19 protein-coding genes are annotated in these 26,856 nt (G+C 68.3%); 2 read left to right on the top strand and 17 right to left on the bottom strand.

From position 1 onward, the window contains the following. Positions 1 to 9: 9 nt before the first annotated feature. Positions 10 to 1,851: a DUF1214 domain-containing protein gene (locus AB4879_RS07525; protein ID WP_370507081.1), complete on the bottom strand. Its 1,842-nt coding sequence runs from the start codon at positions 1,849 to 1,851 to the stop codon at positions 10 to 12. A gap of 124 nt (positions 1,852 to 1,975) precedes the next feature. Beyond that, complete coding sequence (gene fadD2, locus AB4879_RS07520; RefSeq protein WP_102805043.1) at positions 1,976 to 3,655, bottom strand: long-chain-fatty-acid--CoA ligase FadD2; 1,680 nt, start codon at positions 3,653 to 3,655, stop codon at positions 1,976 to 1,978. Between the two features lie 66 nt (positions 3,656 to 3,721). Between fadD2 and AB4879_RS07515 the strand changes: the two genes are divergently transcribed. Together AB4879_RS07515 and AB4879_RS07510 are read left to right on the top strand one after the other, a co-directional pair. Beyond that, positions 3,722 to 4,930 (top strand): DNA polymerase domain-containing protein, encoded by a 1,209-nt coding sequence (locus AB4879_RS07515; RefSeq protein ID WP_370507080.1) that lies wholly within the window; start codon positions 3,722 to 3,724, stop codon positions 4,928 to 4,930. Between the two features lie 95 nt (positions 4,931 to 5,025). Further along, positions 5,026 to 6,045, top strand: a complete 1,020-nt coding sequence (locus tag AB4879_RS07510) for a CopD family protein (RefSeq protein ID WP_370507079.1) — start codon at positions 5,026 to 5,028, stop codon at positions 6,043 to 6,045. On the opposite strand, the gene AB4879_RS07505 is transcribed toward AB4879_RS07510, so the two are convergent. The 15 genes from AB4879_RS07505 to AB4879_RS07435 all read right to left on the bottom strand — a co-directional run bounded on the left by AB4879_RS07505 (position 6,011) and on the right by AB4879_RS07435 (position 26,850). Continuing rightward, positions 6,011 to 6,733 (bottom strand): siderophore-interacting protein, encoded by a 723-nt coding sequence (locus AB4879_RS07505; RefSeq protein WP_370507078.1) that lies wholly within the window; start codon positions 6,731 to 6,733, stop codon positions 6,011 to 6,013. The two genes, AB4879_RS07510 and AB4879_RS07505, sit on opposite strands and share 35 nt — an antisense overlap. Before the next feature lie 14 nt (positions 6,734 to 6,747). Beyond that, the gene (eccE, locus tag AB4879_RS07500; protein WP_370507077.1) at positions 6,748 to 7,626 is read right to left on the bottom strand and encodes a type VII secretion protein EccE; all 879 of its coding nucleotides are present in this window, start codon (positions 7,624 to 7,626) and stop codon (positions 6,748 to 6,750) included. After that, complete coding sequence (gene mycP, locus AB4879_RS07495; RefSeq protein ID WP_370507129.1) at positions 7,623 to 8,990, bottom strand: type VII secretion-associated serine protease mycosin; 1,368 nt, start codon at positions 8,988 to 8,990, stop codon at positions 7,623 to 7,625. Before mycP ends, eccE begins: the two co-directional genes overlap by 4 nt. Beyond that, the gene (gene eccD / locus AB4879_RS07490; protein WP_370507076.1) at positions 8,987 to 10,378 is read right to left on the bottom strand and encodes a type VII secretion integral membrane protein EccD; all 1,392 of its coding nucleotides are present in this window, start codon (positions 10,376 to 10,378) and stop codon (positions 8,987 to 8,989) included. Before eccD ends, mycP begins: the two co-directional genes overlap by 4 nt. A gap of 17 nt (positions 10,379 to 10,395) precedes the next feature. Then, on the bottom strand, positions 10,396 to 11,235 hold the full coding sequence (locus AB4879_RS07485; protein ID WP_370507075.1) for an ESX secretion-associated protein EspG: 840 nt from the start codon (positions 11,233 to 11,235) through the stop codon (positions 10,396 to 10,398). A gap of 3 nt (positions 11,236 to 11,238) precedes the next feature. Further along, positions 11,239 to 11,526 (bottom strand): WXG100 family type VII secretion target, encoded by a 288-nt coding sequence (locus AB4879_RS07480; protein WP_036342845.1) that lies wholly within the window; start codon positions 11,524 to 11,526, stop codon positions 11,239 to 11,241. Further along, positions 11,526 to 11,819 (bottom strand): type VII secretion protein EsxS, encoded by a 294-nt coding sequence (locus AB4879_RS07475; protein WP_102805035.1) that lies wholly within the window; start codon positions 11,817 to 11,819, stop codon positions 11,526 to 11,528. The genes AB4879_RS07480 and AB4879_RS07475 overlap by 1 nt, the downstream gene beginning before the upstream one ends. 13 nt (positions 11,820 to 11,832) lie before the next feature. Then, positions 11,833 to 13,368, bottom strand: a complete 1,536-nt coding sequence (locus tag AB4879_RS07470; protein WP_102805034.1) for a PPE family protein — start codon at positions 13,366 to 13,368, stop codon at positions 11,833 to 11,835. Next, positions 13,368 to 13,679 (bottom strand): PE family protein, encoded by a 312-nt coding sequence (locus AB4879_RS07465; protein ID WP_102805033.1) that lies wholly within the window; start codon positions 13,677 to 13,679, stop codon positions 13,368 to 13,370. The genes AB4879_RS07470 and AB4879_RS07465 overlap by 1 nt, the downstream gene beginning before the upstream one ends. Continuing rightward, a complete protein-coding gene (gene eccCa, locus AB4879_RS07460) occupies positions 13,676 to 17,671 on the bottom strand; it encodes a type VII secretion protein EccCa (protein ID WP_370507074.1) in 3,996 nt (1,331 codons plus the stop codon). The genes AB4879_RS07465 and eccCa overlap by 4 nt, the downstream gene beginning before the upstream one ends. Then, positions 17,668 to 19,194, bottom strand: coding sequence for a type VII secretion protein EccB (eccB, locus tag AB4879_RS07455; RefSeq protein WP_370507073.1), 1,527 nt, complete (start codon positions 19,192 to 19,194; stop codon positions 17,668 to 17,670). Before eccB ends, eccCa begins: the two co-directional genes overlap by 4 nt. Then, on the bottom strand, positions 19,191 to 21,020 hold the full coding sequence (gene eccA / locus AB4879_RS07450; protein ID WP_370507072.1) for a type VII secretion AAA-ATPase EccA: 1,830 nt from the start codon (positions 21,018 to 21,020) through the stop codon (positions 19,191 to 19,193). The genes eccB and eccA overlap by 4 nt, the downstream gene beginning before the upstream one ends. An 88-nt stretch (positions 21,021 to 21,108) precedes the next feature. Then, on the bottom strand, positions 21,109 to 21,321 hold the full coding sequence (locus AB4879_RS07445) for an MbtH family protein (protein WP_102805029.1): 213 nt from the start codon (positions 21,319 to 21,321) through the stop codon (positions 21,109 to 21,111). After that, a complete protein-coding gene (mbtG, locus tag AB4879_RS07440; protein WP_370507071.1) occupies positions 21,302 to 22,591 on the bottom strand; it encodes an NADPH-dependent L-lysine N(6)-monooxygenase MbtG in 1,290 nt (429 codons plus the stop codon). The genes AB4879_RS07445 and mbtG overlap by 20 nt, the downstream gene beginning before the upstream one ends. After that, positions 22,588 to 26,850 (bottom strand): amino acid adenylation domain-containing protein, encoded by a 4,263-nt coding sequence (locus AB4879_RS07435; RefSeq protein WP_370507128.1) that lies wholly within the window; start codon positions 26,848 to 26,850, stop codon positions 22,588 to 22,590. Before AB4879_RS07435 ends, mbtG begins: the two co-directional genes overlap by 4 nt. Positions 26,851 to 26,856: the final 6 nt, after the last annotated feature.

Raw genomic sequence — 26,856 nt, 5'->3', positions numbered from 1 at the left:
GGTCGGCGGTCAGGCCTGCGGGTAGGGCGCCCAACGCTTGTCGTAGCCGGCCTTGCGCAAAACTAGCTGTTCATCACGCTCGGCCTGCGTGATCACGGCGGTGCCGTTGGTGTTGTGGGTGAGCTCGTCGAGCTTGACCACCTGCGACTGGACGCTGGGCTGAGCCGGATCCTCGGTGTCCAGATTCTGGAATCGCATCGAAATGATGCCCTGATTCAGGCCGCCGGTCGAGATCCAATTGGCCACAAGCGGATCGGTGGGAGAGATCACCACCGTGTAGGTTCCGTCGTCGTTTTTCACCGCCTGGTCGGAGTTGAGGCTTGTCGGCAAGTTCCAGTAGTCGTCGGTGATCGTCCAGTCGTTGTAGACCGGAATGCTGACGAACTTGGCGTTGCCGGGATCGATCGTCAGGACCAGCGCCTCGTCGTCGGCAAGCTGGAAGTAGCCGTTGCTCTGCAACTGATTGGCCAGGAACTCGGCGTTACTTGCCGGCTCTGTCATGGTGTTGGGCTGGCGTGGCATCCCGGTCGCGGGATCGGTGGTGGCCAGCGCCATGTACTTGGCTTCCTGGTTCGCGCCGCGAATGACCATCAGTAACGCGGTCAGAGTTCCGTGCACGATGGGTGTGTCAGCGATCGGCAACGGCGGCACCAAGGAAACCAACTTCGCCAGCGTCGGATTGTTGTTGACCACCGACCCGAAGAACAGGAATCCTCCGAGCTGAGCGAACAGGCTGTTCGGCGGCCCACTGACCTTGTGCACCGCCAGATCCATCGGCTCTTCGGTGTTCCAGTCGCCCAGCGTGTTTCGCACCGCGACCAGTGTGGAGCTTGACGTCAGTTGGAGATGATTCTTCTCCCCCGGTGCCGCCTGCTCACCGCTGACCGTGATCACGAACGAACCGTCATCGCTGACATCGATGTCTTTGAGGCTCAGGATCGTCGAGGTCTTGCCCGAGCTGCCTTCCAACACACTGAATGTGGTGTCGGCGGGAATCGCGTCGTAGAAGCGCCCGGTGATCACGTACTCCGATGTCTTGTTGACCGGGATGAACCGGTAGATCGTGTCGGGGTTGTCATAGAGCAACCGCGATCCACCGACATTCACCCCGTACCAGCTGTGCGGAGGCGCCACCTGGGTGACCACCGCAGGGTTCATCGGGTTGAGAATCTGTTCGGAGAATGCCGAGGCCAGGGCGTACTCGTCGACCGCATTGTTCAGCGCGTCCAGATTCGCTGCGTCGGGCCCGCCGACCAGAGCGAACTGCTTGTTGGCTGCGGCGAGGAAACCCTGGCGCAGAACGAATTTCATCAACGCCACCGGCAACGTGCGGACCGCCTGCATGGCGAGCTGCTCGCGGGAGACCTGCTGCTGGGTGCCCAGCGGACTGACCTGGTTGGTCAACTCGACCGTGCTTGTTCCCGCGGCGCCCTGCTGCAGTGACGCGGAGCGGCGACGGGTGTAGGCCACCGCGGCAAGATCGGTGGGCGATGCGGCCGGAGCGGCCGGATCAGTGGCCCGGACGCGATGCGACGAGGCGACTGCGCGGGGCAGGCCGGTCACCGTGGCCGGGGCAGATGTGGTCGCGACACGCGCCGACCCCGCCCGGGCACGCTGACTCGCGGCAGCGCCGCCGGATTTCTTCGCACTCGCAGCGTGCGACGACGAGCCCGCGCCCGACGAGTGCGCCGAACCGCCCGTGTCGGCCTCCGCGGTCGGCATGGCGATGGCCGCGCCGACACCGAGGAATAGGGCCAGAGCACCTACCCGACCGACGTACTTGGCATGACTGGTTCGCAGCGGCGAGCCGCCGTCGACACCTCGGACGGGCCGGGCCGCGTGGTGCATCATGCCTCCACTGTGTGGTGTGTCACTCAGAATCTCTGGTGTAGCACAGATCACAGCAGTGCTGCAACAGCATGGTAACTCTGCCTTACAGATGAAACACCAATCGGATTTTGTCTCGGCGGAGCCGCTACTTCACCTCGATGTCGCGCAATTCCCGCTTGAGGATCTTGCCGGTGGGGTTGCGCGGCAGCTCGGAAAGGAACACCACCTCGCGCGGAACCTTGTAGCGCGCAAGGTGTTCGCGCACGTAGTTCTTGATCGCGTCCTCGGTGAGTTCGGCTTCTTCGCGCAGCACGACGAATGCGCGAAGCCGGGCTCCCCAGTCGGGATCGTCGACGCCGAGCGCAGTCGCCTCGACGATGTCGGGGTGACCACTGATGAGGTCTTCGACCTCGGCCGGGAAGACGTTCTCTCCGCCGGAGACGATCATCTCGTCGTCGCGGCCGCTGACGAATAGCAGGCCGTTGTGGTCGAAATAGCCGACGTCACCGGACGACATCAACCCGTCGATGATCTGCTTGTGACCGCCACCGGTGTAGCCCTCGAACGGGAAGCTGTTGCCGACGAAGATCCGCCCGACCTCGCCCTGCGGTAGCTCGTTGCCGTTGTCGTCGAGGATCTTGATCGTCACGCCCCGGACGACCGGGCCGACGGTGGACGGATTCATCTGCAGGTCCTTCGGACCGGCGATGGTGGCCAGCGCGACTTCCGTTGAGCCGTAAAGGTTGTAGATCACCGGGCCGAGATCCTTCAACGCCCGCGTCGCCAGCTCAGCACCAAGTTGGGAGCCCGAGACGAACACGATCCGCAGCGACGAGAGATCCGGCTTGGTGTCCATGGCTTCAAGCGCGTCGAGCATGCGCGACAGCATGACGGGCACGACGACCATCGCGGTGACCTTCTGGGCAGGGATGTCCTCCAGTACGGTGGCGGGCTTGAACTTTCGATGCAGCACCAGCGTCGAGCCAAGCGTCAGCGCGATGGTGGCATGCAGATAGCCCAGCGCATGAAACATCGGCGACGGCAGCGAGGTGACCTCGCCGGCGCGGAACGGTACAGACGACAGCACACCACCGATCGGCGCCAGGGTCGGCGGCGTATTGCGCGTCGCACCCTTGGGCGTTCCGGTGGTTCCGCTGGTGAGGATGACGATCGACGACCGCTTGGTTACCTTCGGCGCGGGTGCGGTGCTGCTGCGCTTGATGACCTCGGCCAGGGTTTCGTCGGTGCTGCCCGACGGGCCGTCGGCATCAGGGTTGGTCCCCAGCGCCCGCAGCTTGCCCAGCGACGGCTCGGCGAGCTTGACGGCCTCGGAGTACTCATCGTCGTAGATGATGAGCTTGGCGCCCTCACGCTCGGACACGTCCCTGATCTGCGGCCCGGAGAACTCGGTGTTGAGCATGATCGTCCTGGCGCCGACCCGCGCGGCGCCGTAGTTCGCGATCACGAACCAGCGGTGGTTCCTGGCCAGGATGCCCACCCCGTCGCCACCTCTGACCCCCTTGGCCAGCAACGCGTTGGCGACAGCATTGACGGCGTCGTCGAGTTCTTTAAAGGTCATCGAACCTTCGTCGTCGACGATCGCCGCCTTGTTGGGTGTGCGGCGGGCGTTGAGCGCCGGAACCATCCCGATCTCACCCCAACGGCGGATGTCGGCCGCCATGCCGATGAGATTCTGGGGCGGCTCGAGGCGGAACGCGCCCGACTCGATCATCTTGGCAAGGTAGTGCAGCTCAGCCGAGCCGCGGTCGGCCAATCGCTGAGCCTTGGCCAGTGCCTGCGCGGGGAGATCGAAAAGACTGGGCATGTCTGCAACCCTAGGTGACGCACGTCGCAGCCAAGACCGAACGAGCGGCCTAATTACCATGGCGTCATGGCCGACTCCATGGAGATCGACGGTCGCCAGGTGACCATCAGTCATCCCGACAAAGTGGTCTTCCCCGCGGTCGGAGAACGGGCCGCGGTCACCAAGGCCGACCTCGTCAGCTACTACCTCGCCGTGGCCGACGGGGCACTGCGCGGTGTCGCCGACCGGCCGATGATCCTCAAGCGATTCGTCAAGGGCATTACCGAGGAAGCGATCTTCCAGAAGCGTGCCCCGGAGAAGCGCCCGGACTGGATCGAGGTGGCCGAGCTGCGCTACGCCCGGGGCACATCGGCGAAGGAGGCGGTGCTCCACGAACCCGCGGGACTGGCGTGGGCGATCAACCTCGGCTGCGTCGATCTCAATCCGCACCCGGTCCGCTCGGGCGACCTCGATCATCCCGACGAGCTGCGTATCGACCTCGATCCGATGCCGGGGGTCGACTGGTCACAGATCCTGGATGTGGCCCAGGTGGCGCGCGAGGTGCTCGAGGACCACGGGCTGACGGCCTGGCCCAAGACGTCGGGCTCGCGCGGATTCCACATCTACACCCGAATCGCACCGCACTGGCCGTTCAAGCAGGTGCGGCTGGCCGCGGAGACCGTCGCCCGGGAGGTGCAGCGCCGCGCGCCCGACCTGGCCAGCAGCCTGTGGTGGAAGGAAGAACGCGGACAACGCGTATTCGTCGATTTCAATCAGAACGCCAAGGACCGCACCGTCGCCTCGGCCTACTCGGTGCGGGCCACCCCGGACGCGCGGGTGTCGACGCCGTTGACGTGGGACGAGGTACCCGGTTGCCGCGCCGAGGACTTCACGATCCTGACCGTCCCCGCCCGCTTCGCCGAACGCGGGGATCCCTGGGAGTCGATGGACGACGCCGTCGGCTCGCTGGACCCGCTGCTGGCGCTGGCCGAGGAACTCGGCCCCGCCGAGAAACCGCCGAAAGGCAGCAAGCCGCTGATCGAGGTGGCTCGCACCAAAACCCGCGACGAGGCGATGGCGGCGTTGGATGTCTGGCGGGCCCGCCACCCGGAGGCCGCCACGGTGCTGCAACCCACCGACATCCTGGTGGACGGAATGCGGGGGCCGAGCTCCATCTGGTACCGCATCCGGATCAACCTCGAACATGTTCCCGAGGCTCAGCGGCCGGCGCAGGAGGAGCTGGTCGCGGATTACAGTCGCTGGGAAGGGTATTCGGGACGCCAAGGCCGGCCCTGAGCGCCAGATACGACGCACAGTACGCGCACAGGATGAACAAAGCCGCGAACTCTATCGTCTATGTCGGTAGCAGCTCTGAAGATAGGACGTCTCACGTGCCTGGCCCCACCCCACCGGCTCCGGCCGCCGTCGACGTTGTCACCCAGGTGGTCTACTACCTGAGCTTGTCGATTCCGCTCGGAATCGGGTTGACCATAGGCGCTTTGGCCATACCCGAGTCGCAGGGTGGTCTCGTCGCGCGTCAGGTGCGCAGCCTGGCCGTTCCGGCCGCGATTGTCGTGCTGGTCGGTATCGTGCTGCAATTCCGTGCCGCCGCGACCCTCAGCGTGATGACGCTCACCCAGCTGGTCGCGATGGTGCTGGCCGGATGCGGGTTGGTGGCGCTGCGCTGGAGTCGGTCGCGGACGCTGCCGCTAGGTATCGCCGCGGTCGCGGCGGTCGCGGCGGTGATCCCCGAAATCCCGGTCAAATTCGTCAATCTGACTCGCTTGGTGTCAAACGTATTGACGGCGGTGCACGTTCTCGGTGCGATCACCTGGGTGGGTGGACTGGTGGTCCTGGCCGCGACAGGAATCGCAGGACGCCGCAACGTGACCGGCGGCGGCGTGGCGGCGGACTGGGTGCAGATCTGGGAACGGTTCAGCCTGGTGGCGATGATCGCCGTCGGCGCACTGGTGGTCAGCGGCTCCTGGCTGGCGTGGAGCCACGTCGGCACGCCGGGCCAATTGCTCACCACCGCCTACGGGCGCGCGCTCGCGGTCAAGCTCGTCCTGGTGGTGCTGCTGCTGTGCGCCGGTGCCTACAACGTACGAGTGCTGTTGCCGCGCATCCGTGCCCTGCAGTCCGACGGCGATACTCGCGGTCTGTTTCACCTTGCCGCCCAACACTTCCCCGCGGTGGTCCTCGCCGAGGCCCTGCTGGCGATCTGTGTTCTGACCGTGGTTCCGTTTCTGCGCGGCTCGGCGCGGGCTCAAGCGGGCAGCCCTGCGGCGGTGTCGTTCGACCTGGGCACCTTCGGCGTCGGGGTTGTGCTGATCGCGGCGGTCGCGGCCGCCATGTGGGCGGGCAGCCGCCGCTCGGTCACGCCCCTTGCGCCCAGTACGCCTGTGCCTTGATCGAGGTGCGCGGGATGCGGTATTGCTCGCGGAGGACCTTGGCGACGGCCCGGGTTGTCCGGTTGTCGCACGCGACCCAGCCGAAGTGATCCTCCGCATCGTAGGCGGCCTCGCTCACGGCGTCGACGAGCCCCGCGCCGGATTCGGTGCGGTCGACCCAGTCGACCCCGGCGTCGCGCACCACCGGCAACTCCTTGTCGTCGTCGTGGCCCGCCGCGAGGAAGACCCGCGCCGGAGCATCGCCGATGGATTCCAGCAGCGAGTTGATCGCGGGCAATGACGCTGTGTCACCGACGATCACGTAGCCGGCCGGGGCCGGCTCGGGCAACGTGAAGCTGCTGCCGAGCACGGTGGCGCCGATCGTGTCGCCGGGTTGAGCCGCACACGCCCACCGCGAGGCGATGCCGTCGTGCAACGCGAACTCGATGTCGAAGCGGTCGGCGGCCATGTCGGGGTTGGCCAGGGTGTATCCCCGCTGGTGCAGTTTCGCGCCGTCCGGGAACCACATCCGGATCCACATCGTCGGATGCACGTCCCGTTCGGTCAGCAGTCCGTCCGCATCGAAGTTCAGTCGTAGGTAGTGCTCGCTGAGCTGTTCCCGGCCTGTCACCGTCAGTTCGTAATCGGCGGCGCCAAACAATTTCAGAATCGTTCCCTGCCAGCCGCGTGAGGCCGCCTCGTTCGCCATCGCCGCTCCTATCCTCAGACGAGTCGCATACCGGACAGCGGGTGCAGCGCGGCAAGAGCTCGGGCCTGGCGCCCGTGGATAGCCGCCAGCCCCGGCACGGGGGCCGGCGTGGCCGGCGCCTCCTCGGTGCGAATCGCCACACCGGCCTTGAGATCGGTGAGCAGCGAGGGGCCCGCGATCTCCACCACCGTCCAAACCTCCTGCGCCCCGGCAGCACTCACCCCGCGCAGCACCGTCTGCGGATCTGCGACCGAGTAGGTGGTCAGGTGGCCGCGCGCGTCGGTAACCGACCGCCACCGTTCGCGGGCATCCCCCGCGGCGAGGGCGGGCACCTCAGCGGCGTCGACGAGCGTTGCGGTCCACCCGGTTTCATGCAGATGACCGGCCAGGCGGCGAGCCGCGTTCTCCGCGGTCTGGCGCAACGGTATCCGCGCCGATCGGCCTTGCAGCGCAGCCAGATTCCGTGCACCGCTGAATGTGAGACCGATCCACGTCGTCGTCGAATCCGGACCCGTGCGGGTGGTGACGCGAACGGCGTCGCACACCAGTCCGTACCGGTCGAGGTAGCCGGTCAGCACGCCGACGGGTAGCTCGCCATGTCGGCTGTCCACCCGGAGCAGAGCCGTCGTGACCGCATCGGTGCGCCGCCCCTGGATGTCGGCCGATGCGCCCTCAATCGGTCTGCGGTTCAGCAGAACTCGCAGGCGACGCCACAGGATGGTGGTCAGAAATTGACCGCGCCACCACATCATCGACACCAGCACCACGGCGACCGCGATACCCAGCGCCCACCGATCTGCGGTCGACCGCCAGGGGTACGCCAGTACCGCGGTGACGATCGCCATGCCGACAACCGTGAGCCGACCGGCGCCCGGTCCGTTGATTTCAGTCATTCGCGTTCTTCCTTGCGTCTGCGGGTGACGACCGCGACCACGATGACCGCAGCCGCGAGCACCGCCGTTCCGATGAACGCCACCGTGCGCGGGGTGTGATCGACCGGCGTTGGCGGTGTGGGGGCCGCAACGCGTTTGGTGGCCGGTGCCCTGTCACCGGCCGGACTGACGGTCCAGGTGAGGGCACCAACCGGATCCAGCGCTCCGGCACCGACCAGGTTGGAGGGTGCCTGCGCCGCGTTGTGCGCGGTGGCCGTCAACCGCCGGACCACCTCGTCGGAGCGCATGCCCGGGTTGCGGCTACGGACCAGGGCGGCGGCTCCGGCGACGTAGGCGGCGGCGAAACTTGTACCGTTCAGCGGCGACATCCCGCCGCGCCCATCCGGCATGCCGTTGGCCAGCCCGCCCGCAGCATCGTTGCTCAGCGATACGACGTTCTCGCCGGGCGCGGCGATACCCACCCACGGGCCCGCCATCGTGAAGTCGGTCGGTTGTCCGTCAGCGGTCAACGCCGCAACCGACAGGACGTAGGGCTGCCACCACGACGGGACCGATACCGAACTGACGCCCGCCCAGTTCCGCGGGTCCCCGGCGCTGGTCGCGTCGCCCGGCGGATTCGACGCGCACTGAGTACCCGGCGTGCCATCCATGGAGGCGCCGGCATTGCCCGCGGAAGCGACGATGACGACGTCTTTGTCGATCGCGGCATAGCGCAGCGCAGCGCCCAAAGTCTGTTGATCGCCGAGCTTGTCGGGTGTCAGGCAGGTGGTGGTGGAAATGTTGATGACGGTGGCGCCGAGGTCGGCGGCATGAACGACCGCGCGGGCCAGTGTTTCGATCTCCACGTTCGCCTGGACCGACGCCGGGTCCTTCCCCCCGGCGTTGGGCGAGAACCGCGGCGAGGCCTGCCGGATCGACAGCAGCCGCGCGCCCGGTGCGACTCCGCTGAATCCGTCAGGTCCGGGCTGTCCGCCGATGATCCCGGCCACCAGCGTGCCGTGGCCGTCGCAATCCGTCAGCCCGTCGCCCGAGGCGAGGTAATCGCCACCGCCGACCACATTCGGTAGCCGGGGTCCCGGCCGGACACCGGTGTCGATGACAGCGACGGTCTGGCCTTCACCCCGCGAAAACTGTTGTGCTCCTGTGAGATCGAGCATTGCCTGATTGGGGCTCACGGCAGCTGGGTCGCTGCCGGGACGCACCCCGGTGGTCACGCATTCGGACCGCTGGGACATCCCGGCGGTTGGCCCGGCAGTCCCAGCCGGCGGTTGCGCCGCGGGGTCGGCGACCGGCGGGTTCACGGCGCCGGCCGCCGGTGCTGCGACCAGCAGTACCACCGCGGCAACCGCGGCGGCCCGCATCATCGATCGAGGACCCATGTGAAGACGCCCACGAGATAGGCCATCACCGGGATCAGAGATGCGTCGACGCCGGCGGCAAGGAAACCCACCAGGCGGCGCACCGGTAGTGAATAGCGTTCCGCGGAGGCTGTATCCGGATTGACGGCCACGATCACCCACACCGCGGTGAGCGCTCCGAGCACCACGAGTGCCCACAGCGCGGCGATGAAGCGGTGCTGCGCGGAGAAGGCGACCAGCAGCCCTGCGGTCACCAGGAATGGTTGAGCGAGCAGCCAGCCCTTACATGCCGTGGTGTCCCACACCCGGGCGCGCAGCACAGCCGCGGCCGCGGCGGCCGCAACCAGATACCAGCCCCAGACGCCGGGACCGTCGGTGCGGCCGGCCACGATCAGCGATCCGGCGCTCGACAGCAACACGCTGCCCGCGATCACACCGGTCTGGTGTGCTTCGGCGACCCGGACCCGGCGCGGCAGATCGGCCAGCAACCGGGCCGCCGGACTCGACGGCGTCGGATCACCGGGGGCCGGGATCACCGGCAGCGGGAACCGGGCCCACATCGCCGCCAGCGCGGGGGCCGACACGGTGAGCAGCAGGGCTACCAGGATCAGAGCACAGCCGACGGTCCGGGCCGGTAGTTGCCACAGCGCCGCCGCGCCGGCGACCAGCAATGCTCCGACGCCGACAATCGCGGTGGCGGTGAACAACCCGACGCCGTCCCCGGTCTGGGTCAACACGATCAACGACCATGCGGCCACGCCGGCCGCGGCCAGCATCACGTGCGGGGATCCCCACAGTCCCGGTACGGCCAGCCAGAAGGCCGACGCGATGGGCAGCAAAGCCGCCGCCGACACCTGGGTGGCGAGCCGAGCGGACCGGGCCCGCAACACCAGTCCGGTGACCGCGGTGAGCACCGCCAGCGCGGCGACCGCGTACAGACCGATCACCGAGGCGGTCGCGGCGCGGTGGGTGATCCCGACCGCGCACAGCGCCACCACAAACACCGCGGCGGCCAGTCGCGCACCCACCTGCAGACGGTGCGGTCCCCACGGACGGGTGCGGGCGGCCGAGAAGATGACGGCGGCATCGGCGACGTCCTCCACCACGCCGGTCGCGGGCGGTCCGGCCGGAACTGGTTGCAGTGCAAGCAGATCACCGTCGACCACACCGACGGTGTCCAGGCTCGCGTCGACGCTGAATGGCGGACCGCCGATCGGGGCGAGGGTCATCGGGGTGGGGCTCGCGGTCTCGTCGTCGGAGTCCGGTGGCACCAACCGCTTCACAGCGGGCAGGATCTCGCGCAGCGGCAACTCCGCGGGCAGCGCCACGTCGGTGATCCGGCCATACGCCAAAACGGCGACCCGCACGATCGGCAGCACCGGGGTTTCGGTCATTGTTGTTCTCTCTCTTGTCAATTCTTCGTGAAGTCGCGGGCCAGCGTGGCGGACGGGAACCAGCGGCCATCCGCCAGCGTGTCGGTGAGCCGGTCGAGCGCCAGCGCGATCGCGAACGGGGTGCCCGGCGAGAAGGTCGACAGCCATTCCCCGTCGGCTGCGCGTTCCGGGTTCACCAGCACGCGGCCGGCGTCGCTGTCGACGATGCCCACGCCGACCTCGCTGAGACGGTGCACACCGTCGTGGGCGGAGCCGGCGCGGATCTCGACGTAACTGCGCGGTCCGGTGAACACCGATCGCACCACCGGGACCGCCGAGCCGGGAATGCCCAGGTGTTCGAGGACCCGGCCGAGATCGGCTCCGGCACGCAGCTTTTCGTCGGCCCGAAGCCCGGCCCTGGTCGGCAGGGTGAACTCCGCGAATCGCGCCGGTGAGCGACCGGCCAGCCCGGCAGCAACGGCCAGGGCAAGCGCAAACGGATCACTGATGTCGAGCTCGGTGAGAGTGACGAGCTCACCACTGCGCAGCGCCACCACCGTGTGGTCTCCTCGACGGGCCACCAGGCCGCGCAACATCTCCGCGCCGGTATCCCGAACGTAGCGAAGCTCGAGCCACCGGTCCGGCGCGCAGACCGTGCGTGTCCAGCGGGCTACCGCAGGTGCCACCGTCCCGTCCTCGGACATCACGCGTGCGCGAGTCAGCTCGGCTCGTAACCGGGCCAGGATCGCCTGGGCATCCCGCTGGTCGGCCACCGCGGGCGTGATCGCCAGCACCCACGGAAACGAGCCTGCACCAATGCTTTCGGCGACACACCACGCAGCGTCAGCGGTCAGCTCGACCGCGTTAGGTGCGGCCACGTCTCAGCCCCACTTGGCGCCTTCGGCTTGATCACGCGCATGCATCGACAACGTGTTGGTCTCGTGGGTGCCCGCCATCGCCCGGTACGCGCGCACCAGTTCCTCCATAGCGAGGTTCCACTGTGCCTGCCATGCCTGGTAGGTCATCCCGCTCTCGCCTTGCCAGGCGCCCTGCAGGGCGGACTGTTCAGTGGCGATATCGGCGCCGACGGCCTGCAGCGTGCCTGCATAGCCGGCCATATCACCGGCATGCCCGAGCATGGCCGGGTAGTTGTACATGATCTGGGACATCAGAAGCCTCCGTATGTCGTTGCCGCTGCGGCATCCTGGGCCACATAGGTCGCGCCCGCCTCGCCGAGGTTCACCTGCGCAATGTCGAGCAGCGAGTTGACCTTCGCGGCGACCTCGACGAACCGCGCATGCGCGGCTTGGAAGGCGGCCGAGGACTCGCCCATATGGAATGCCTGCGACGACATCGCGGCTTGTTCGGCCTGTGCGATGGTGCTGCGCATCAGCGCCGTCTTGGCACCGAAGGCAGCCTCGGCGGCCACGAGTTGCGGTATGTGCGCATCCAGCATGCTCACGGTATTTCTCCCATCATTCTCGGTGGTGATCTCTGTCGGACGGATCGCTGTCCCAGGTGGCCGGAAGCATCGGCGTGATGGGGCGTTCGGTTGTGTCGCCGGCGAACTCGGTCAGCCCCGCGGCGGTGACATCGCGAGCTTTGGTCGCGGTGCCGGTGAATCCGAGCGTTCCCGCACCCCGGTCGGAGGACGACGTGCTGGGCGGTGCAGCCGGTTCGGTGGGTAGGCCGATGTCACTGTTGAGGTCCATGTACTCGTCCCGGTGCCCGCGGTCCTTGAGTCGCTGGGCACGTCGCCGCTGCGCGCGTTCCTTGGCTTGCACGGAGGACAGCGCTGCCGCGGCGGGTGCCGCCTCGGACACCGGGGCCTTGGCGCCGCTGCCTTCGGTCAGTGAGGGGCCCGGGCCGTCGTCGGGGTCCGCCCCGCCGACCGCGTAGAACATTGCCTGCGCTGCCGGGGCGGGTGTCGCCGGTGCCGGGGCGGGGGCCGGTGCACCGGCGGCGGTCGGTGCCGCGGGCGCGGTGGCGGGCACGGTCGGTGCCGCTGACGACACCGGCCAGACGTTGGGTTGCCGCGCTTGGATCGGCGCCGGGGCCGGCTCGGGTGCGACGTCAGGGGCGGCCGGATTCGGCACCAGCGTCAACAACCCCAGCAGGGGCAGGCCGGCGACGAGGAGCATCGGGGCCCACAGCGGTGAGCTCAACACCAGCCCCCACGTGGTCCATCCGACCGGCTGGAAGATCGCCTGGTAGAGCAGTGCGGACAGCAGCGGCCCCCAGGTCTGCCAGGCCTGGACCGGGTTGGTCAGGAAGTCGACGATGATCTGCTGAAGGCTCTGGACCGGATGGGTGAGGAAGTCCCAGATCAGGTCGCCGTCCGGGAGTGACTTGATGTAGGCCTCCAGCAGATCCAGGATGCTGTTGGAATTGGTCAGCGCGGAACCGGATTCGCCGGCTTGCGGTTGCGCTGCGGTCGCGAGCGCCATCGTCGACGATGCGGCTTCTCCGCCGGGCAGCACGATCGTCGGAGCGGGCACGCTGCGCGGCGCCGCGGCCAGCGCGGTGCCGGCGACGGTTTGGTAGACACTCATCGTGGTGGCCGCCTGGATCCACATCCTGACGTAGTCGGCCTCGTTCAGGGCGATGGGGATGGTGTTGATGCCGAAGAAGTTGGTGGCCATCAGCACCCCGTGGACGGTGTGGTTGGCGGCCAGTTCAGGCAGCGTCGGCATGGCGGCCAGCGCCGCGGTGTAGGCGGCGGCGGCCGTCTGCTGCTGGGCGGCTGCCCCGGCGCTGTGCGCGCTGGCCTGCTCGAGCCAGGCCAGATAGGGCGCGTGGCTCGCGACGTACTGTTCTGCGCTCGGCCCCTGCCATGAGCCGGCCTGAACGGCCGCGAGGATTTGGGTGAGTTCAGCTGCGGCGTCGGCGTATTCGACGCTCAGCGCCGCCCACGCCGCGGCTGCGGCGAGCATCTGACCGGCACCGGGGCCGGCACTCAACAGCGCCGAATGCACCTCCGGCGGCGACGCGAACCAGATTGGCGCGGTCATCAGCCTCCCCGTGCGATCACGTAGGTCCCTGCCGCGGCGGCATCGGTGGCTGCGTAACCGGCGCCGGACTCCCCCACCGCGGCGCCCGATCGGCCGAGTTCGGTCGCACCCTGGGTGGCCGTCGCGGTGTGCTCGAGTCCCTGGGCGCTGAAGCCTGCGGCCGTCTGCAGCGAGACAGGATCGGAGCCGGGCGGCAGCACCGCCGTGATCAACGGTGCGGCAGCGGCGTTCGCCGCGGCCAATCGTGCTGTGAGAGCCGTTACCTGGGCGCTGGCCGCGGCCAGCCCCTCTGGGACAACGCGCAGGGTCATGACGGGTTCTCCTCTGGGTAGCGCGCATGAGATGCGCTGTGCGCGAGGGCAAACGGGTTGACCAGTTGGACATGCTCGACACCATCGCTGTCACCGAGCAGCATCGCCCGTCCAGCGGGGAGCCTGGTGAACCGATGTCCGCGGATCTTCGCGCCGTCGGCGGGATTGCCCGACAACATCAGCACGGCTGCCTGGAGATCGCTCATGCGGCGCAGCAGCGGGTTGGTCATCAGTGCGTGCGCCGAACCGCTTGCCCGGCCGGTGACGATCACCCGTAGACCGAGATCACTTGCGGCGGAGAGCAGCCCGATCAGTGGTGTCCATGGCCGGTGCCCGGCGTAGGGCCCGCTCATCGCCGGGCCGTCCGGGATCTGGTCGACGTCGTCGATGATCAGGAAGTGGGTGTGTGCCGAGGCCGTGCTGGTGCGGTAGTCCCAGGACGAGAGTTCGCCGGCGGTCAGGCCCGCCGGCGGCCGGCGCTGTTCGATCAATGCCGACAGACCCATCACGGCCGGAGTCACCCGGTCGATGTTCGCGCTGTACTCGTTGTCGGCGAACAGCGGTTCATCGACGAGGTGCAGGCGCCGGTCGAACACAGTGAAGGCGACGTCCTCGGCGCGGGAATTGTCGCGGATGGTGCGGATGAGGTGCCGCAGCAGAGTGGTCTTACCCGACTTGCTGTCGCCGAGCACCATCAGCAGCGGATGTTCGGCGAAATCGTGGACCACCGCGTCGAGGTCGAACTCACGCTGTCCCAGCACCACTCGCTCACCGCCGCGATGCAGAGGGGCCACCACCCGGGGCTCCAGGTCGGCGGGCAGCAGACGCACCAACGGAGCGTGCAGTCCTGGGTACGCGGCGTTGATCGCCGCTATCCGGGTCAGATCCGGTTCAGCGAACAAGAAGTGCTCCCCCGCCATCGTCAGTCCACGGCCGGGCTGGTCGTGCGGCACCGATTCGGCGGGCCTGCGCAGGCTGTCGGTGACCCGGACGTTGCTGTCTCGCGGGTCCGGCAGGCGCAGTTCCAGACGCAACCCGAGTCCGTCGCGCATCGCCAGCGGCACCTCGAGCCAGTTCGGCGTGGTGATGACGACGTGAATACCGTGCGCCAAACCGGTATTCGCCAGTTCGGTGACGTCAGCCAGCAGCGGATTGCGGGTGTTGAACTGGTCGGTGTTGTCGCGGCCGAAGGCGTACAGGTTGTCGATCAGCAGGAACACTTCACCGTAAGAGTCGGAGTAGCCGCCCTGGTGTCCGGCAGTGCGTTGCCGCGACCGCAGCAGCTGCTCCAGCTCGCCGAACGTGCGCCGGATCCGCTCCGGTTCCAGCGGTGAGGCCACGCTGCCCACGTGGGCCAGATCTTCCAGGCCGCGCAATCGTCCGCCGCCGTAGTCCAGGACGTAGAACGTGACGTCGCGCGGCGAGTGCAGCTGAGCCGCCGACAACACAAAGGTCTGCAGCGCCGTCGACTTCCCGGACTTGGCGCCACCGTGGATCACCACATTGCCCGCCGACGAGGTCGCATCGAAAACCAGCGGCTCGCGCCGCATTTCGAACGGCAGGTCGATTTCTCCCAGCGGCCAGCGCCACTGCCGCTCCGGCACAGCAGCACCCGCGAGTACCTCGTCGAGCGCGATGTTCTCGTCCAGCGGGGGCAGCCACAGTGCCGGTGCTTTCGGACCGTACAGCGCCAGTTGCTCACCGATGGTGGTGATCAGCTTGCGGGGCACGGCGGCCGGTTCGATCTCGCGGTCGGACAGCACCACGATGTCCTCGTCGAGCGCAGCCGGTCCGGCGGTGAACGGCACCGGATCAGGCGCGGACGGCACCGCGTACGACGTCACCGGGCGCGGCGGGTCGTAGATGCCGTCGACATAGGTGCTGCGGAACTTGATCGGTGCGGCTCCCGGCGAGGGCACCAGGAAGCCGACTCCCTTGTGTTCCCTGCCGGATTCGATGTGATAAGCGTCCTCGACACCGATGACTTGCCGCGAGACGGCGGGGCTGGCCACCTTGAGACCGATCCGGTATGAGGTGTTCTTGTCGATGTCGCGGATGCGTCCGATGTCGAGGGTCTGCGAGGCGAACAGGATATGGATCCGGAACGAGCGCCCCTTGCGGGCGACGTAGTCGAACAGCTCGGCGTATTCTGGGTGTTCGGCCAGCATCAGCGTGAACTCGTCAGCGACGACGAACAGCGTAGGCAGTGAGGGTAGTTCGATGCCCGATGCCTCGGCGGCAGGCCGTGCGGCCTCGTACTCGGCGACCGAGCCGAATGCGCTGCCCTGCACCCGACGCCCGGCGTCACGCAGCAGAGCCTCCCGACGGGCGACCTCACCGCGCAGCGTGTCGGCGAACCGGTCGGCCAGGGACTTCTTCTCCGCCATATTGGAGATGACGGCAACCACCTGCGGAAAGTTGCGGAAGATGTCGGCGCCGGCCTCACCCTTGAAGTCCACGTAGATCACAATCAGCCGGTCGGCTGAGTGAGTTGTCAACAACGACAACAGGATCGACATCAGCATCTGCGACTTGCCGGAGCCCGTCATGCCGATCATCAGACCGTGCGGGCCCATCCCGCCTTCGGCCTCGTCTTTGAGATCGAAGTACAGCGGCACGCCGGTCGCGGTGACGCCGATCGGTACCCGTAGCTCCTCATCGCGAAGCCGTGGTGCCCACACGTCCGCGATGTCGAGTGCGGATGCGTCCGGGATGCCCATCAAGGTGGTGAAGCTCGCGCCCCTGGTGGCCGGTGAGCGAAGTCCGGCGTGGGTGGGGTTGGAGTCCCATCGCGCCAGGCCGCGTGCCAGATGCACAGCGTCGGCGTGTGCCAGCCGGTCCGCGTGGGCGACGTAGGTCTGCCAGCCGTCGCTCTCCCAACGCTCGATCGTGCCTCCGGCAACCCGCAGTATCGGCCGTTCCGGATCGGCGTACTGGCCGGGTCGTGGTCCGGATTGGGCTGCGGCGGTGTAGATCACCGTGACTCCGGCCAAGCCGGTGGCGAGCACCGAGTCCTCCGGCGCGTGGCCCGGATCGTCGACGACCACCAGCAGATGACGCAGCGGATCGTCGGCGTCGACACCGAACAGCGGGCGGTCGGCAAGTGCGGGCCCGATCGCCGCGATCAGGTCGTCGGTGTTGGCCGCCAGGTATCGAGCCGGACCGCAGCCGTCGAGCTGACCGGGAATATCGCTGTGCGGCAGCCATTTCAGCCAGTTCCAGTCGGGTGATTCCAGGTCGGGGCTGGCCAGCGCGACGCCCAGGGTCGCCGCGTCGTGCCAGGTGACGGCCTGAGCCAGCCAGGCGCGTAGCACGGCCCTGACCTCATCGGTGTCGCCGTGGACGGTGATCCGAGACACCGTCGTCACGTCGATTCCGCGGGGGGCGTCGCGGACGGTGCGCTGCGTGTCGAGCAGGGCGCGTAACGCGCTGTGTGACACCGGCTCCAGGTCGACCTCGTCGGCGGTGTCCTTGACCCGCAGCGTGGTGGCCAGCGCCACGTCGTGCAGCCCGACACGCAGCACCAGAAAGTCGGAGTCGTGCGGGTCACGCTCCCACTGCCGGCGCGAGCCGGGGATGACGGTCAGTGCCGAGGGGTCGGGGTGCGACCACAGCAGCGCATCGCGTTGCGCGGCGGCCTCGGCGCGCACGTTGTCCCGGGTGACCGACAGGTAGCGCAGGTAGTCGGCGCGTTCGGCGTCGACCTCCTCGGTACGCATCTTGTTGTCGCTTCCGCGGTACAGCGCGGTGGCGGCCAGCAGCAACACGAATGGGAAGAACAGCGTCTGCGGCGAGATGAGTTTCATCCCGGTGGCCACCATCGCGACGATCATGCCGACGATCAGGATCACGATCAGGAACGGCAGCGCACGGCGCAGCATCGACGCGGGCACCACCCGCGGCAGCTCGGGGGGCGGCTCGATGACGATCGCCCCCTTGTTGGTGGGGGGAGCCGGCAACCGCCGGCCGGCCTCGAAGATCAGGCGGCTCATCGGTTCTCCTGCTGGACTACGGGCCGGACGGCGTCGTACGCGACGAGGGCGTCGGCTTGGGACAAGGCCGGGCCGGGGGCGAACAGTGTCAGCACCGACCACGGGATCGGCAGCGGCGGTTCGGACAAACCCAATGCGGCGATGGTCTTTTCACCTGTCTTGGGGTCGCCGCCGATTCCGTACCGGACGCCGGTGTCGGACACCCAGAACAGTGATCCCGCCGGGGGCGACGCCGGCTGTTGTCCGACGGTGTGGACGAAGTAGCCGCGCCCGGGCGGCAGTGCGACTCGGGTCGCGGTGCCGGGCTTGGTGCCGCCGACGAGGTCGACCGATTGCGTCCCGCCGGCGACCGGCAGTACCGAGCCGGACAACAACGTCAGCGCGCTCGTTGCGGCACCGTCGATCTTGCTCCACTGCGCGCAGGTCACCGGCGCGGTCGCCGCGTCGACCAGCTTGATCGGCACGGACGGGAATGCCGACACATCGAGCATCGTCGAGACCGGCAGGCGGGCGATGTCGTCGGCTCCGAGGTGCGGCGGCTGAGCCAGCCCGTAGGAGTTGGCGTTGCGCAACGCCGCCGCCAAGACCGGGCTGATCGGCTGAAGCCCGTCGGGCAGCACCGCGTAGTTCACCGGAGTGCCGTCGTTGCGGTAAGCGATCACCACCGCGCCGATCGGGGCCGTCACGGGAAGCGGATAGCCGGCGGGCGAACCTGCCTCGGGGATCTGCGGGATCCGTAGTGCCGGGGCCTCCGGGATCGCGTTGAACAGACCTGCCGCAATGGACCGGGGGGTGGGGGTTGTGGCGGGCAGTCCGAGCGCGTCGGTGACGGCGCGGTCGGCGAGGTCGATCGCGCTGCGCCGGCCGTCCCAGAGCAGCCAGGTCCCGTCGATGCCGCCGACCAATACGCCACGACCGTCGCCCAGTTGGTCCGCGCGGGCACCGCCGCGTTCCAGCTGTCCGGCGATCACGGTCACGCCGGCCTGGTCCGATCCGGCGGTGCCGTCACACACCGCCCAGTGCGCGTCGCGAGAGGTGTTCTGCACCATGCGTTCCGGAGCCCCGGGGATACCGATCAGGCTGCCTCGGGCGAACGTGTCCAGCTGCTCACCGCTGACCGTGGTGGGATCCACCGCACGTCCCACAGCGAGCCGCGCGGACGTCAGGTTGAGCACCGGATGCAGTCGGTCACCGAGGCGCACGTAGAGCGCGGCGGTGGAGCGGTCGGCCAGCACCGGGTCGCTGCCCGGCACACCGCCGGGGCGCAGCACCGAGAACACGAAGCAGCCGAGCACAGCGGTCACGACCAGCAGGACGCCCATCAGCACCGCGCGCGACTGGCTACGCAACGGGTCGACCAACATCCGGGTGTCGTGCAGCGCAAGTCCGGATGCGATGCGGCGCATGACGAAGCGCCAGCCCGTCACCTGGTGGCGGGTGATGAAGCCGCGCCGGTACGTGACTTTCTCGTCGTTGTCGTTGGCCGGTGTACGCGACGAGAAGGACCGTCGATCATCGCTCATTGGGGCACCGTCAGGCCCAGGCCACCCAGCAGCGGCACGACGGATGCGCGCACATCGGCGGCGGTGATCGTCATCAGCTGCTCGTCGGTGAAGTCAGCGCCGGCCAGGTCCGTGTGGTCCAACCTGAATTCGCGTTCCTCCTCGGACCGTTCGACCACATTGCGGACGAAGCGACCGTTGCCGGCGATGTCGAGGCTGCGGCGCGCCACGCCGGTCGAGTCGGGGGTCGACGAATCGGCCAGCCGGCCGAACAACTCCTCGAGATGCTGCAGGGCGGCGGGTTCGAAGACGCTGTCCCGGTTGGCCGCCATCGCGACGGCGATCTCCACGAGTTCGGCTGCCGAGTAGGACGGGAAGACGATGCTGCGGGTGAACCGGGACCGCAGACCTTCGTTGGTGTCCAGGAACCGATCGAGGTCGGCGCGATAGCCCGCGATGATGACCACGAGGCGATCGCGGTCGTTCTCCATCCGGGCCAGCAGGGTGTCGATGGCGACCAGCCCGAAGTCGTTCTTCGCGCCGGTGGCAACCAGGGCGTAAGCCTCATCGAGAAAGAGCACGCCGTCCAGCGCACTGTCGATGAGGGCGTTGGTCTTTGCCTCGGTCTCACCGATGTGCTGACCGATCATGTCCGCGCGGTGCACCTCGCGGACATTCTCCCGCTTGAGCAGTCCGAGGCCGCAGTAGATCTTGGCGACGACGCGCGCGATGGTCGTTTTGCCGGTACCGGGCGGGCCGGCGAACACCAGGTGGTGGGTGCGTTGAGCCACGGCCAACCCGCGCTGCTCGCGCCGCAACGCCATCGCCACCGAGCTCTTCAGCCGCGCCACCTGATTCTTCACTTCGTCGAGGCCGATGAATTCGCCGAGCTCGCGTTCGGCCTCGTCGAGCAGTGCGGCCTTGCGCTCGCGGGCCTCCGGGTCGATGAAATCGTCTGCGGTGGGCTCGGTTTCGATGTCCCACGGATCGGTGCGGGCCTCGATCCGCGCCGCGGTGGTGGTGACAACGCCGAACGTCGGGTCGGACAGCGCGTGCTCGACCTGCTCGTTGTCCGGATTGGCGGCGTACAGGTCCTGCAAGACGTCGGCGGCGGCGTCCTCGTCGCCGTAGGCGCGCAGAGCCAGTGCCTTGACGAGGGCGCCATCCACCGCGGCGACGGCGACCGGGCCGTCGGGTTCCTCGAGATAGGACAACGCCGGGGCGAACATCCCGAGCCGGGCGAGTGCAACACCCAGCGCCACCTTGGCGGCGTGCGCGAAGTAGGGGTCGAGCCCGCTGTCGTTGACCACCGGGGTCAGCAGCTTCACCACATCCGACCAGCGGTGCGCGCGGGACCGCAGCGCCACGTCGACCCAACGCGCCTCATGCCACTGCGGGCGGCGGGAGCGGATCTCGCCGATGATCTCGTCGGCGGCATGGAACGCCCCGTCGGTCGCCAGCGCGGCAGCATAGGCGAGCCGGAAGTCGTCGGTGGTGGTGGCGCGGAATCGGAGGTAGAGCCCGGCGTCGTAGTCGAACCCCAGTGCACCGGCGGGTAGCTCGATGCGCCGCTGCAGCACGCCGGCGGTGTCGGCGGTGCGGACGACGGCGGCCAGCACCTCGAGCGAGTCCGCCCCACCGGCGGCCGCCAGTCCCGTCCATGCGTCGCACTGATCGTGTGCGACCCGGGTGAGTTCGGTGAACGCCCGGTGCGCGGCCGGCATGTCGGCGGGACGGCGGCGGTCGTAAACCGGCAGGCCGAGCGCTTTGCAGCAGGTGGCGAATCGGCTCACCACATCCGCATCCACGCGCGCTGCACGCGCGTGCGTCACTACACCGTTGTTCATGCGCATCGTCTCGGGGTGACGGTCGAACCCGCCCCCGCCTCCTTAGGTTTGCCTAACCAATCTAGGGAGAAGTTAGCATTGCATAACTTCACTGTCGAGTCGCTGCGCGCAGGCTCTTCGGCCGGATATCCGACCAGTTCTGCTCGACGAACTCCGCACAGTCCGCCCGGCTCGCCACCCCGAACGCGACCAGCCAGCCGCTGGGGATCTCGGCGAACGCCGGCCACAGGCTGTGCTGTTCCTCGTCGTTGACCAGGACATAGAAGCGGCCGTCCTCGTCGTCAAATGGATTGGTACTCAACGTTCCTCCCGTTCGTGTGGGTCAACTGGGCACCGGGCCGGCCGCCGAGAATGCGATCGGACAGCAGCCCCAGGCAGCTCAGGTTGGGAAATCCGGGACCCTGGTTGAGCCCGGAAAGATTGGGCAGGAACAGCTTCGGCGCCACCCCGCTCAACGCGAGGTCATCGCCGATCGCCCGCTGCAGCCGGTCGCTGGTCAGCGGCCCGTTCAGCCTGACCTCGAGCAGGTCCAGGGCATCCTGAGCCAACAGCGGCAGAAACCACAGCGAGTCGGCGCCCGAACCGTCGATGACGAGGTCGAATCCGTGCACCGTCTCGAGCCGCTCGCCGTGCCGGTCGGTGTGCAGCGTGATACGGATCCGGCCGTCGGCGGCGACACCGTGCGCCACCCGGCCGCGCAGATGCCTGATCCGATCGTCGGCGAGCAGCGAATCCTGAACCCGCGCAGAGAAGACCCCGCGATCGGTGCGGGCCATCACGTCGCGCCGCTCGGCCGGAGTCAGTCCGACCCAATCCGTCGGGTCACTGAACATCCGGTTCTCGAAGAAGCTCTCACCGCGGGTGAACAACGTCGCCTGCGGCGAGATCACCGTGATGGTGGACACCCGGTGCCCGAAGAGCTCGTTGAGCATCGACGCCGCGGTCTCACCACCGCCGATCACCGCGACCCGCTCGGCGTCGATCCGTTCTTTCGACGCCGACAACTCCCAGAACTGGGCGATCGAGAGGACCTGCGGATGGCCGGGCAGCACCGATCGGCCGGGCTGGCCGGGGCCGGTGATCATCACCGCATCGGCCTCGACCGTGCCGCCGCCGGTGTGCAACACCCACGACTGTCCGTCGAGAGACATCCGGATCACCTCGCCGTCAACGACATTCAGTGCCACAGCGTCGGCCACCCAGCGCAGGTAGTTCGCCCACGTCTCGTGGGTCGGTGCTGGCTTGCCGCGGTCGACCCACTCCGCGAAGCGCCCGGTGCTCACCAGGTAGGACTGCCAGCTCAGCCGCATCATCCGCTGGTCGAGTTCGCCGTTGCGGCCGGGCAGGATCATCGACCGGTACGGGAAGCCGACGTCCTTCTCCGGGCTGGTTCCCAGCCGGTGCTGGCCGTCGGTCCAACCACCGCCCGCGCGCCAGTTCGCCGCGACCGCCGTGCGCTCGACAGCCACGATCTCCGGTGTGACGACGCCCATGTCGCGCAGCATCGCCGCTTTCGCGGCCACCGCCACCGCCTTGGCTCCGGCGCCCAGAACAGCCAACCGCCGCATCACGACGTCACCTCCGCCAACTCCTGCAAGATTTCTGCCCACATCTGCTGCAGCGCAGCCACATCCGTCGCGCTGAAGATGTCGGGCAGCGTTCGCCACTGGGTGACCAACTTTCGACCGGCGACGGCGGCGACCAGGGTCAGTTCGTGCCGCACCGCGACGTTCGGTTCGGTCATGATCGACAGGTGGGCGAGCAGACCGCGGTCCAGCAGTGCCCCGGCATCGAGGTCGAGCCTGCCGAGGTAATTCAGGAGCACCTGCGGGCCGTGGAAACCCCGCAGCAGCTCGGCGGTGTCCGGCCTCAGGTAACGCAGCGCGGCGTAATCAGTTGATTCGCCGGGTATCTCGGGTATCGGGTGTCCCGGACGGATCCGTAACGGATAGATGGCGCTGAGCAGGCCGACCGTGTCGTCCGCGCCGGTGCGGCCGTGGGTTTCCAGCGCCAGCAGCGGAACCGGGCTGACAGCGCCGCGCTGCTCGCGCCAGCGGGTGATCAGACGGGCACATGCATCGGCCAGCAGGTCTTGGATCGGTGTCTGTCCGCGTAGCAGAGCGCCGGTGATGTCGGCCTCGGTGACCGTCACGGTGATCGCGAGGTCGGCGAACCGATCCGCCTCGGGGCGCACGCGCCGGTCCCCCAATGCCGGGTCTTCACCGTCGATCTGCGTGAGCCAGAAATCGACGGTGTCGAGAGCGCGAGCACGATCGGTGAGGCGGTGAGCCCACCGGCGATAACTGACCTGTTCACCGCTGACGGGGCCGAATTCGGCAGAGCCGGCGGCCGACCAGTTGGCCATCAACTCACCGAGCACGATGCGCCAGGACGCCGGATCCATCGCCAGCACGTGGACGACCAGTACGAGAACACCCGGCTCGCCCGGGCCATGCAGCCACAGCGCTTCGGTCAGATGGCCGACCTCGGGATCCAGCCGTTCGATCGCGGCGGCTGCGTATTCGGCGACGGCGTCGCCGAGTTCGCCGGCGACCACCACCTCGGCCAGCGGGATGGTGTCTCGACCGGCCGGGACGAACGTCATCGTCGCGCGGTCGAGGCGGCTGCGGAACATCTCGTGCCCGGCGGCGATCCCGTCCAGCAGCAGGCGCAGCCGCTCGGCGGTCGCATCGGCCGGCAATCGGATCGCCTCCACCTGCGACAGGCGTCGCGGATCGCCGTGCTCATAGAGCCAGTGCACGGCAGGCAGCGCCGGAACCGGGCCCTGCGGCTCCGGCCCGGCAGCGAGGTCGTCGGCGGTGTCGCGATCGACTGCCGCCGCGAGTTCGCGAAGCGTGCCGCACTCGAGGACCAGCCGGGCGCGCAGTGACAGTCCACTGCTGCGCGCGAGCTGAACCAACGACAGCGCGGCGATGCTGTCGAGCCCCAGTTCCAGCAAGTCGGCGTCGAGGTCGACGGCGGCAAGGCCCAGCAGTTCCGCGACGGCATGGCCAAGGGCGATCTCGGTCGGCGTGCTCGGCGGCTCCGGAGCCTCGTCGGGTGACACGGTGGCCGCCAGCGCCGCCTCGTCGACCTTGCCGTTGGCGGTCAGCGGAATCGTGTCGACCACGATCAGCCGGTGCGGAAGCATGTACCGCGGCAACCTGTTCCGCAGCAGCGGGCGCAGTTCGGACACCGTCACGTCACCGTCGACGTACGCGACCAGTCGGGGACCCGCGGTCTGCCCCTGCACCGTGACGTGTACGTGCCGCACCCCGGGCATCTCTTCGAGTACCGCCTCGATCTCGCCCAGCTCGACGCGATGCCCGCGGACCTGGATCTGGGCGTCGGCCCGGCCGACGAAGACCAGCGCGCCGTCGTGATCCCGCCGCACCAGATCGCCGGTGCGGTACATCCGGGCACCGCCCGGGGCGGCGACGAACCGCGTCGCGGTCTCGGCGCGGCGACCGAGGTAACCCCTCGTCACCTGATCGCCGGCCAGATACAGTTCGCCCACCACACCGTCGGGGACGGGCTGCAGCCACGAATCGAGAACCGCGGCGCGCGTCGATCGTGTCGGATAGCCGATCACCGGCGCGTCGTGCTCGGCAATCGCGGCGACGACGGCCTCGACGGTCGTCTCGGTCGGGCCGTAACAGTTGTGCGCCGCCAATAGCGTTCCGGTGCAGGCTTTCCGGATATCAGTCCAGTCCCCCGCGCCGACCGCTTCACCGCCGAGTGCGAGCACCGAAAGTCGCCCGGAGTCCAGCAGCCCGGCCTGACGCAGACTGGTGAACAGCGAGGGGGTGACGTCGAGCATGTCGATCCCCTCCCGTTCGATGATGTCGACGAGCAGGTCGGCATCCCTGCGGTCGCTCTCGGAGATGATGTGCACGGCGTGACCGAACAGCAGTCCTGCCAGCGGTTGCCAGGCGGCGTCGAACGCGAACGACCAGGCGTGGCCGATACGCAGCGGCCTGCCGAGGCGCTCGCTCGCAGGCGTGAGCATCCGCTCGGCGTGGTCGTCGATGTAGGCGAGCAATGCCCGATGAGTTCCGATGACACCCTTGGGTTCTCCCGTGGTGCCGGAGGTGAACACCGTGTAGGCGGCGTGGCCGGGATGGGCCGGCACGCAGAGGCGCGGTGCGCTGCGGGCGGCGGGCATCGTGGTCTCGTCGATGACGACGGCAGCCCCGGTCTGGGCGAGAATGGACTGCACCCGGCCTACCGGCATCGCCGGGTCGAGTGGCACACACATGCCGCCGGCCTTGAGTACGGCGAGCATCGCCACCACGTAGTCGGCACCTCGCGGGAGCTGGATCGCGACCGGCGTCTCCGCGCCCACGCCGCGATCGGCCAGGAACCCCGCGATCCTGTCCGATTGCTCGTTGAGCTCGTCGTAGGTCAGCCGGCCACCGTTCCACCGAAGCGCGACGGAATCGCGATGCACCGCAGCGGTTGCGGCGAACCGCTCGGCCACCCCGGGCCCGGCGACGCCCGCGGGCGCCTCGATCGGTGGTGCCTCACCCTCGAGCAGGATTCCGATCCCGCCCAGCGGCCGGTCCCACTCGTCGATGAGGCGGCGCATCGTCTGCAGCACCCGGCGGCCCAGCGTCTCCGGCGACATCATGCCCAGCGCGTTGTCGGTCACCTCGACCAGCAGCGTCAGCTCGGCGGTGTTGCGGTAGGCGGCGACCGTCACCGGGAAGTGGGTGAGGCTTTCCATAGCTGCGGGCCGGAAGGTGACGTCGCCTGCGGAGAACTGCTGACCGCCGACCACACCGCCGGGCGGGAAGCTCTCGTAGACCAGCAGGGTGTCGAACATCTCGCCGACGCCGGCCAGCGCCCGCAGCTGCGAGTGGCTCAGGTAGCTGTGGTCGCGTAGTTCGGCCGCTTCCCGCTGCAGAGCCGAACAGTGCTGTCCCACAGTCCTGTTCGGGTCGAGACGTACCCGCAGCGGAACGGTGTTGATGAACAGGCCGACCATGGTTTCCACACCCGTGAGTTCGGGCGGGCGACCGGATACGGTGACCCCGAAGACGATGTCGTCGCGGTCTGTCAGCCGGGACAGGATCAGCGCCCAGGCCATCTGCATCACCGAATTGAGGGTGACGCCCCGAGTCCGGGCCGCGGCGGCCAGTTGTTCGGTGTCGTCGGCCGGCAGCGACAGCTCGGTGCGCTTCGGCAGCCCCGTCCCGTCACCACCGAGGGCCGACGACAACAGTGTCGGGCCTGGCAGGTCGGCGAGGTGCCTGCGCCAGAGGCATTCGCCTGCCTGCATATCGCGCTCGGTGAGCCAGCCGATGTAGTCGCGGTACAACCGTGGCGTCGGCAGCGCTTCGGGGGTGCCGCCGACTCGGTACAGCGTGAGCATCTCCCCGATGAACACCGGCAGTGACCAGCCGTCGAGCACGATGTGGTGTGCGGTGACCACCAGCCGCCAGCGCCAATTCGGCAGCTCGATGAGCAGGAATCGGATCAGCGGACCGTCGTGCAACGCGAATTGCTTGCCGCGTTCCCGCTGTTCGATCTCGGCGGCCCGCAAGTCGTCCTCAGCCGGCAGATGTTGCCACGGCAGTTCGACTGTGGCGGGGACGATCTGGACCGGTTGCGGCAGATCCTGGTGCCAGAAGCTGGCCCGCAGGTTGGGGTGGCGCACCAACATCGCCGCCGCGCAGTCGCGGAGCAGTTCGACGTCCAGCGGACCCGTCACGTCGGCCGTCATCGCGATGACGTACGGGTCGTCGCCGTCGGGTCCGATCAGCGTGGCGTGCGAGTACAGCCCGAGTTGCAGGGGCGAGAGGGCCAGGACGTCCTCGATGTCATCCATGTCCAC

Source organism: Mycobacterium sp. SA01, assembly GCF_041287105.1.
Taxonomy (GTDB): domain Bacteria; phylum Actinomycetota; class Actinomycetes; order Mycobacteriales; family Mycobacteriaceae; genus Mycobacterium.
Note: the sequence above shows the minus strand (reverse complement) of the source record. Positions and strands in the feature narration are given on the sequence as shown.

What these genes read in the sequence shown, in the direction of transcription:
- AB4879_RS07525 (WP_370507081.1), bottom strand. Translation starts at nt 1,851, where the DNA reads ATGATGCACCACGCGGCCCGGCCCGTCCGAGGTGTCGACGGCGGCTCG.
- fadD2 (WP_102805043.1), bottom strand. Translation starts at nt 3,655, where the DNA reads ATGCCCAGTCTTTTCGATCTCCCCGCGCAGGCACTGGCCAAGGCTCAG.
- AB4879_RS07515 (WP_370507080.1), top strand. Translation starts at nt 3,722, where the DNA reads ATGGCCGACTCCATGGAGATCGACGGTCGCCAGGTGACCATCAGTCAT.
- AB4879_RS07505 (WP_370507078.1), bottom strand. Translation starts at nt 6,733, where the DNA reads ATGGCGAACGAGGCGGCCTCACGCGGCTGGCAGGGAACGATTCTGAAA.
- eccE (WP_370507077.1), bottom strand. Translation starts at nt 7,626, where the DNA reads ATGACTGAAATCAACGGACCGGGCGCCGGTCGGCTCACGGTTGTCGGC.
- mycP (WP_370507129.1), bottom strand. Translation starts at nt 8,990, where the DNA reads ATGATGCGGGCCGCCGCGGTTGCCGCGGTGGTACTGCTGGTCGCAGCA.
- eccD (WP_370507076.1), bottom strand. Translation starts at nt 10,378, where the DNA reads ATGACCGAAACCCCGGTGCTGCCGATCGTGCGGGTCGCCGTTTTGGCG.
- AB4879_RS07480 (WP_036342845.1), bottom strand. Translation starts at nt 11,526, where the DNA reads ATGTCCCAGATCATGTACAACTACCCGGCCATGCTCGGGCATGCCGGT.
- AB4879_RS07470 (WP_102805034.1), bottom strand. Translation starts at nt 13,368, where the DNA reads ATGACCGCGCCAATCTGGTTCGCGTCGCCGCCGGAGGTGCATTCGGCG.
- AB4879_RS07465 (WP_102805033.1), bottom strand. Translation starts at nt 13,679, where the DNA reads ATGACCCTGCGCGTTGTCCCAGAGGGGCTGGCCGCGGCCAGCGCCCAG.
- eccCa (WP_370507074.1), bottom strand. Translation starts at nt 17,671, where the DNA reads ATGAGCCGCCTGATCTTCGAGGCCGGCCGGCGGTTGCCGGCTCCCCCC.
- eccB (WP_370507073.1), bottom strand. Translation starts at nt 19,194, where the DNA reads ATGAGCGATGATCGACGGTCCTTCTCGTCGCGTACACCGGCCAACGAC.
- eccA (WP_370507072.1), bottom strand. Translation starts at nt 21,020, where the DNA reads ATGAACAACGGTGTAGTGACGCACGCGCGTGCAGCGCGCGTGGATGCG.
- AB4879_RS07435 (WP_370507128.1), bottom strand. Translation starts at nt 26,850, where the DNA reads ATGGATGACATCGAGGACGTCCTGGCCCTCTCGCCCCTGCAACTCGGG.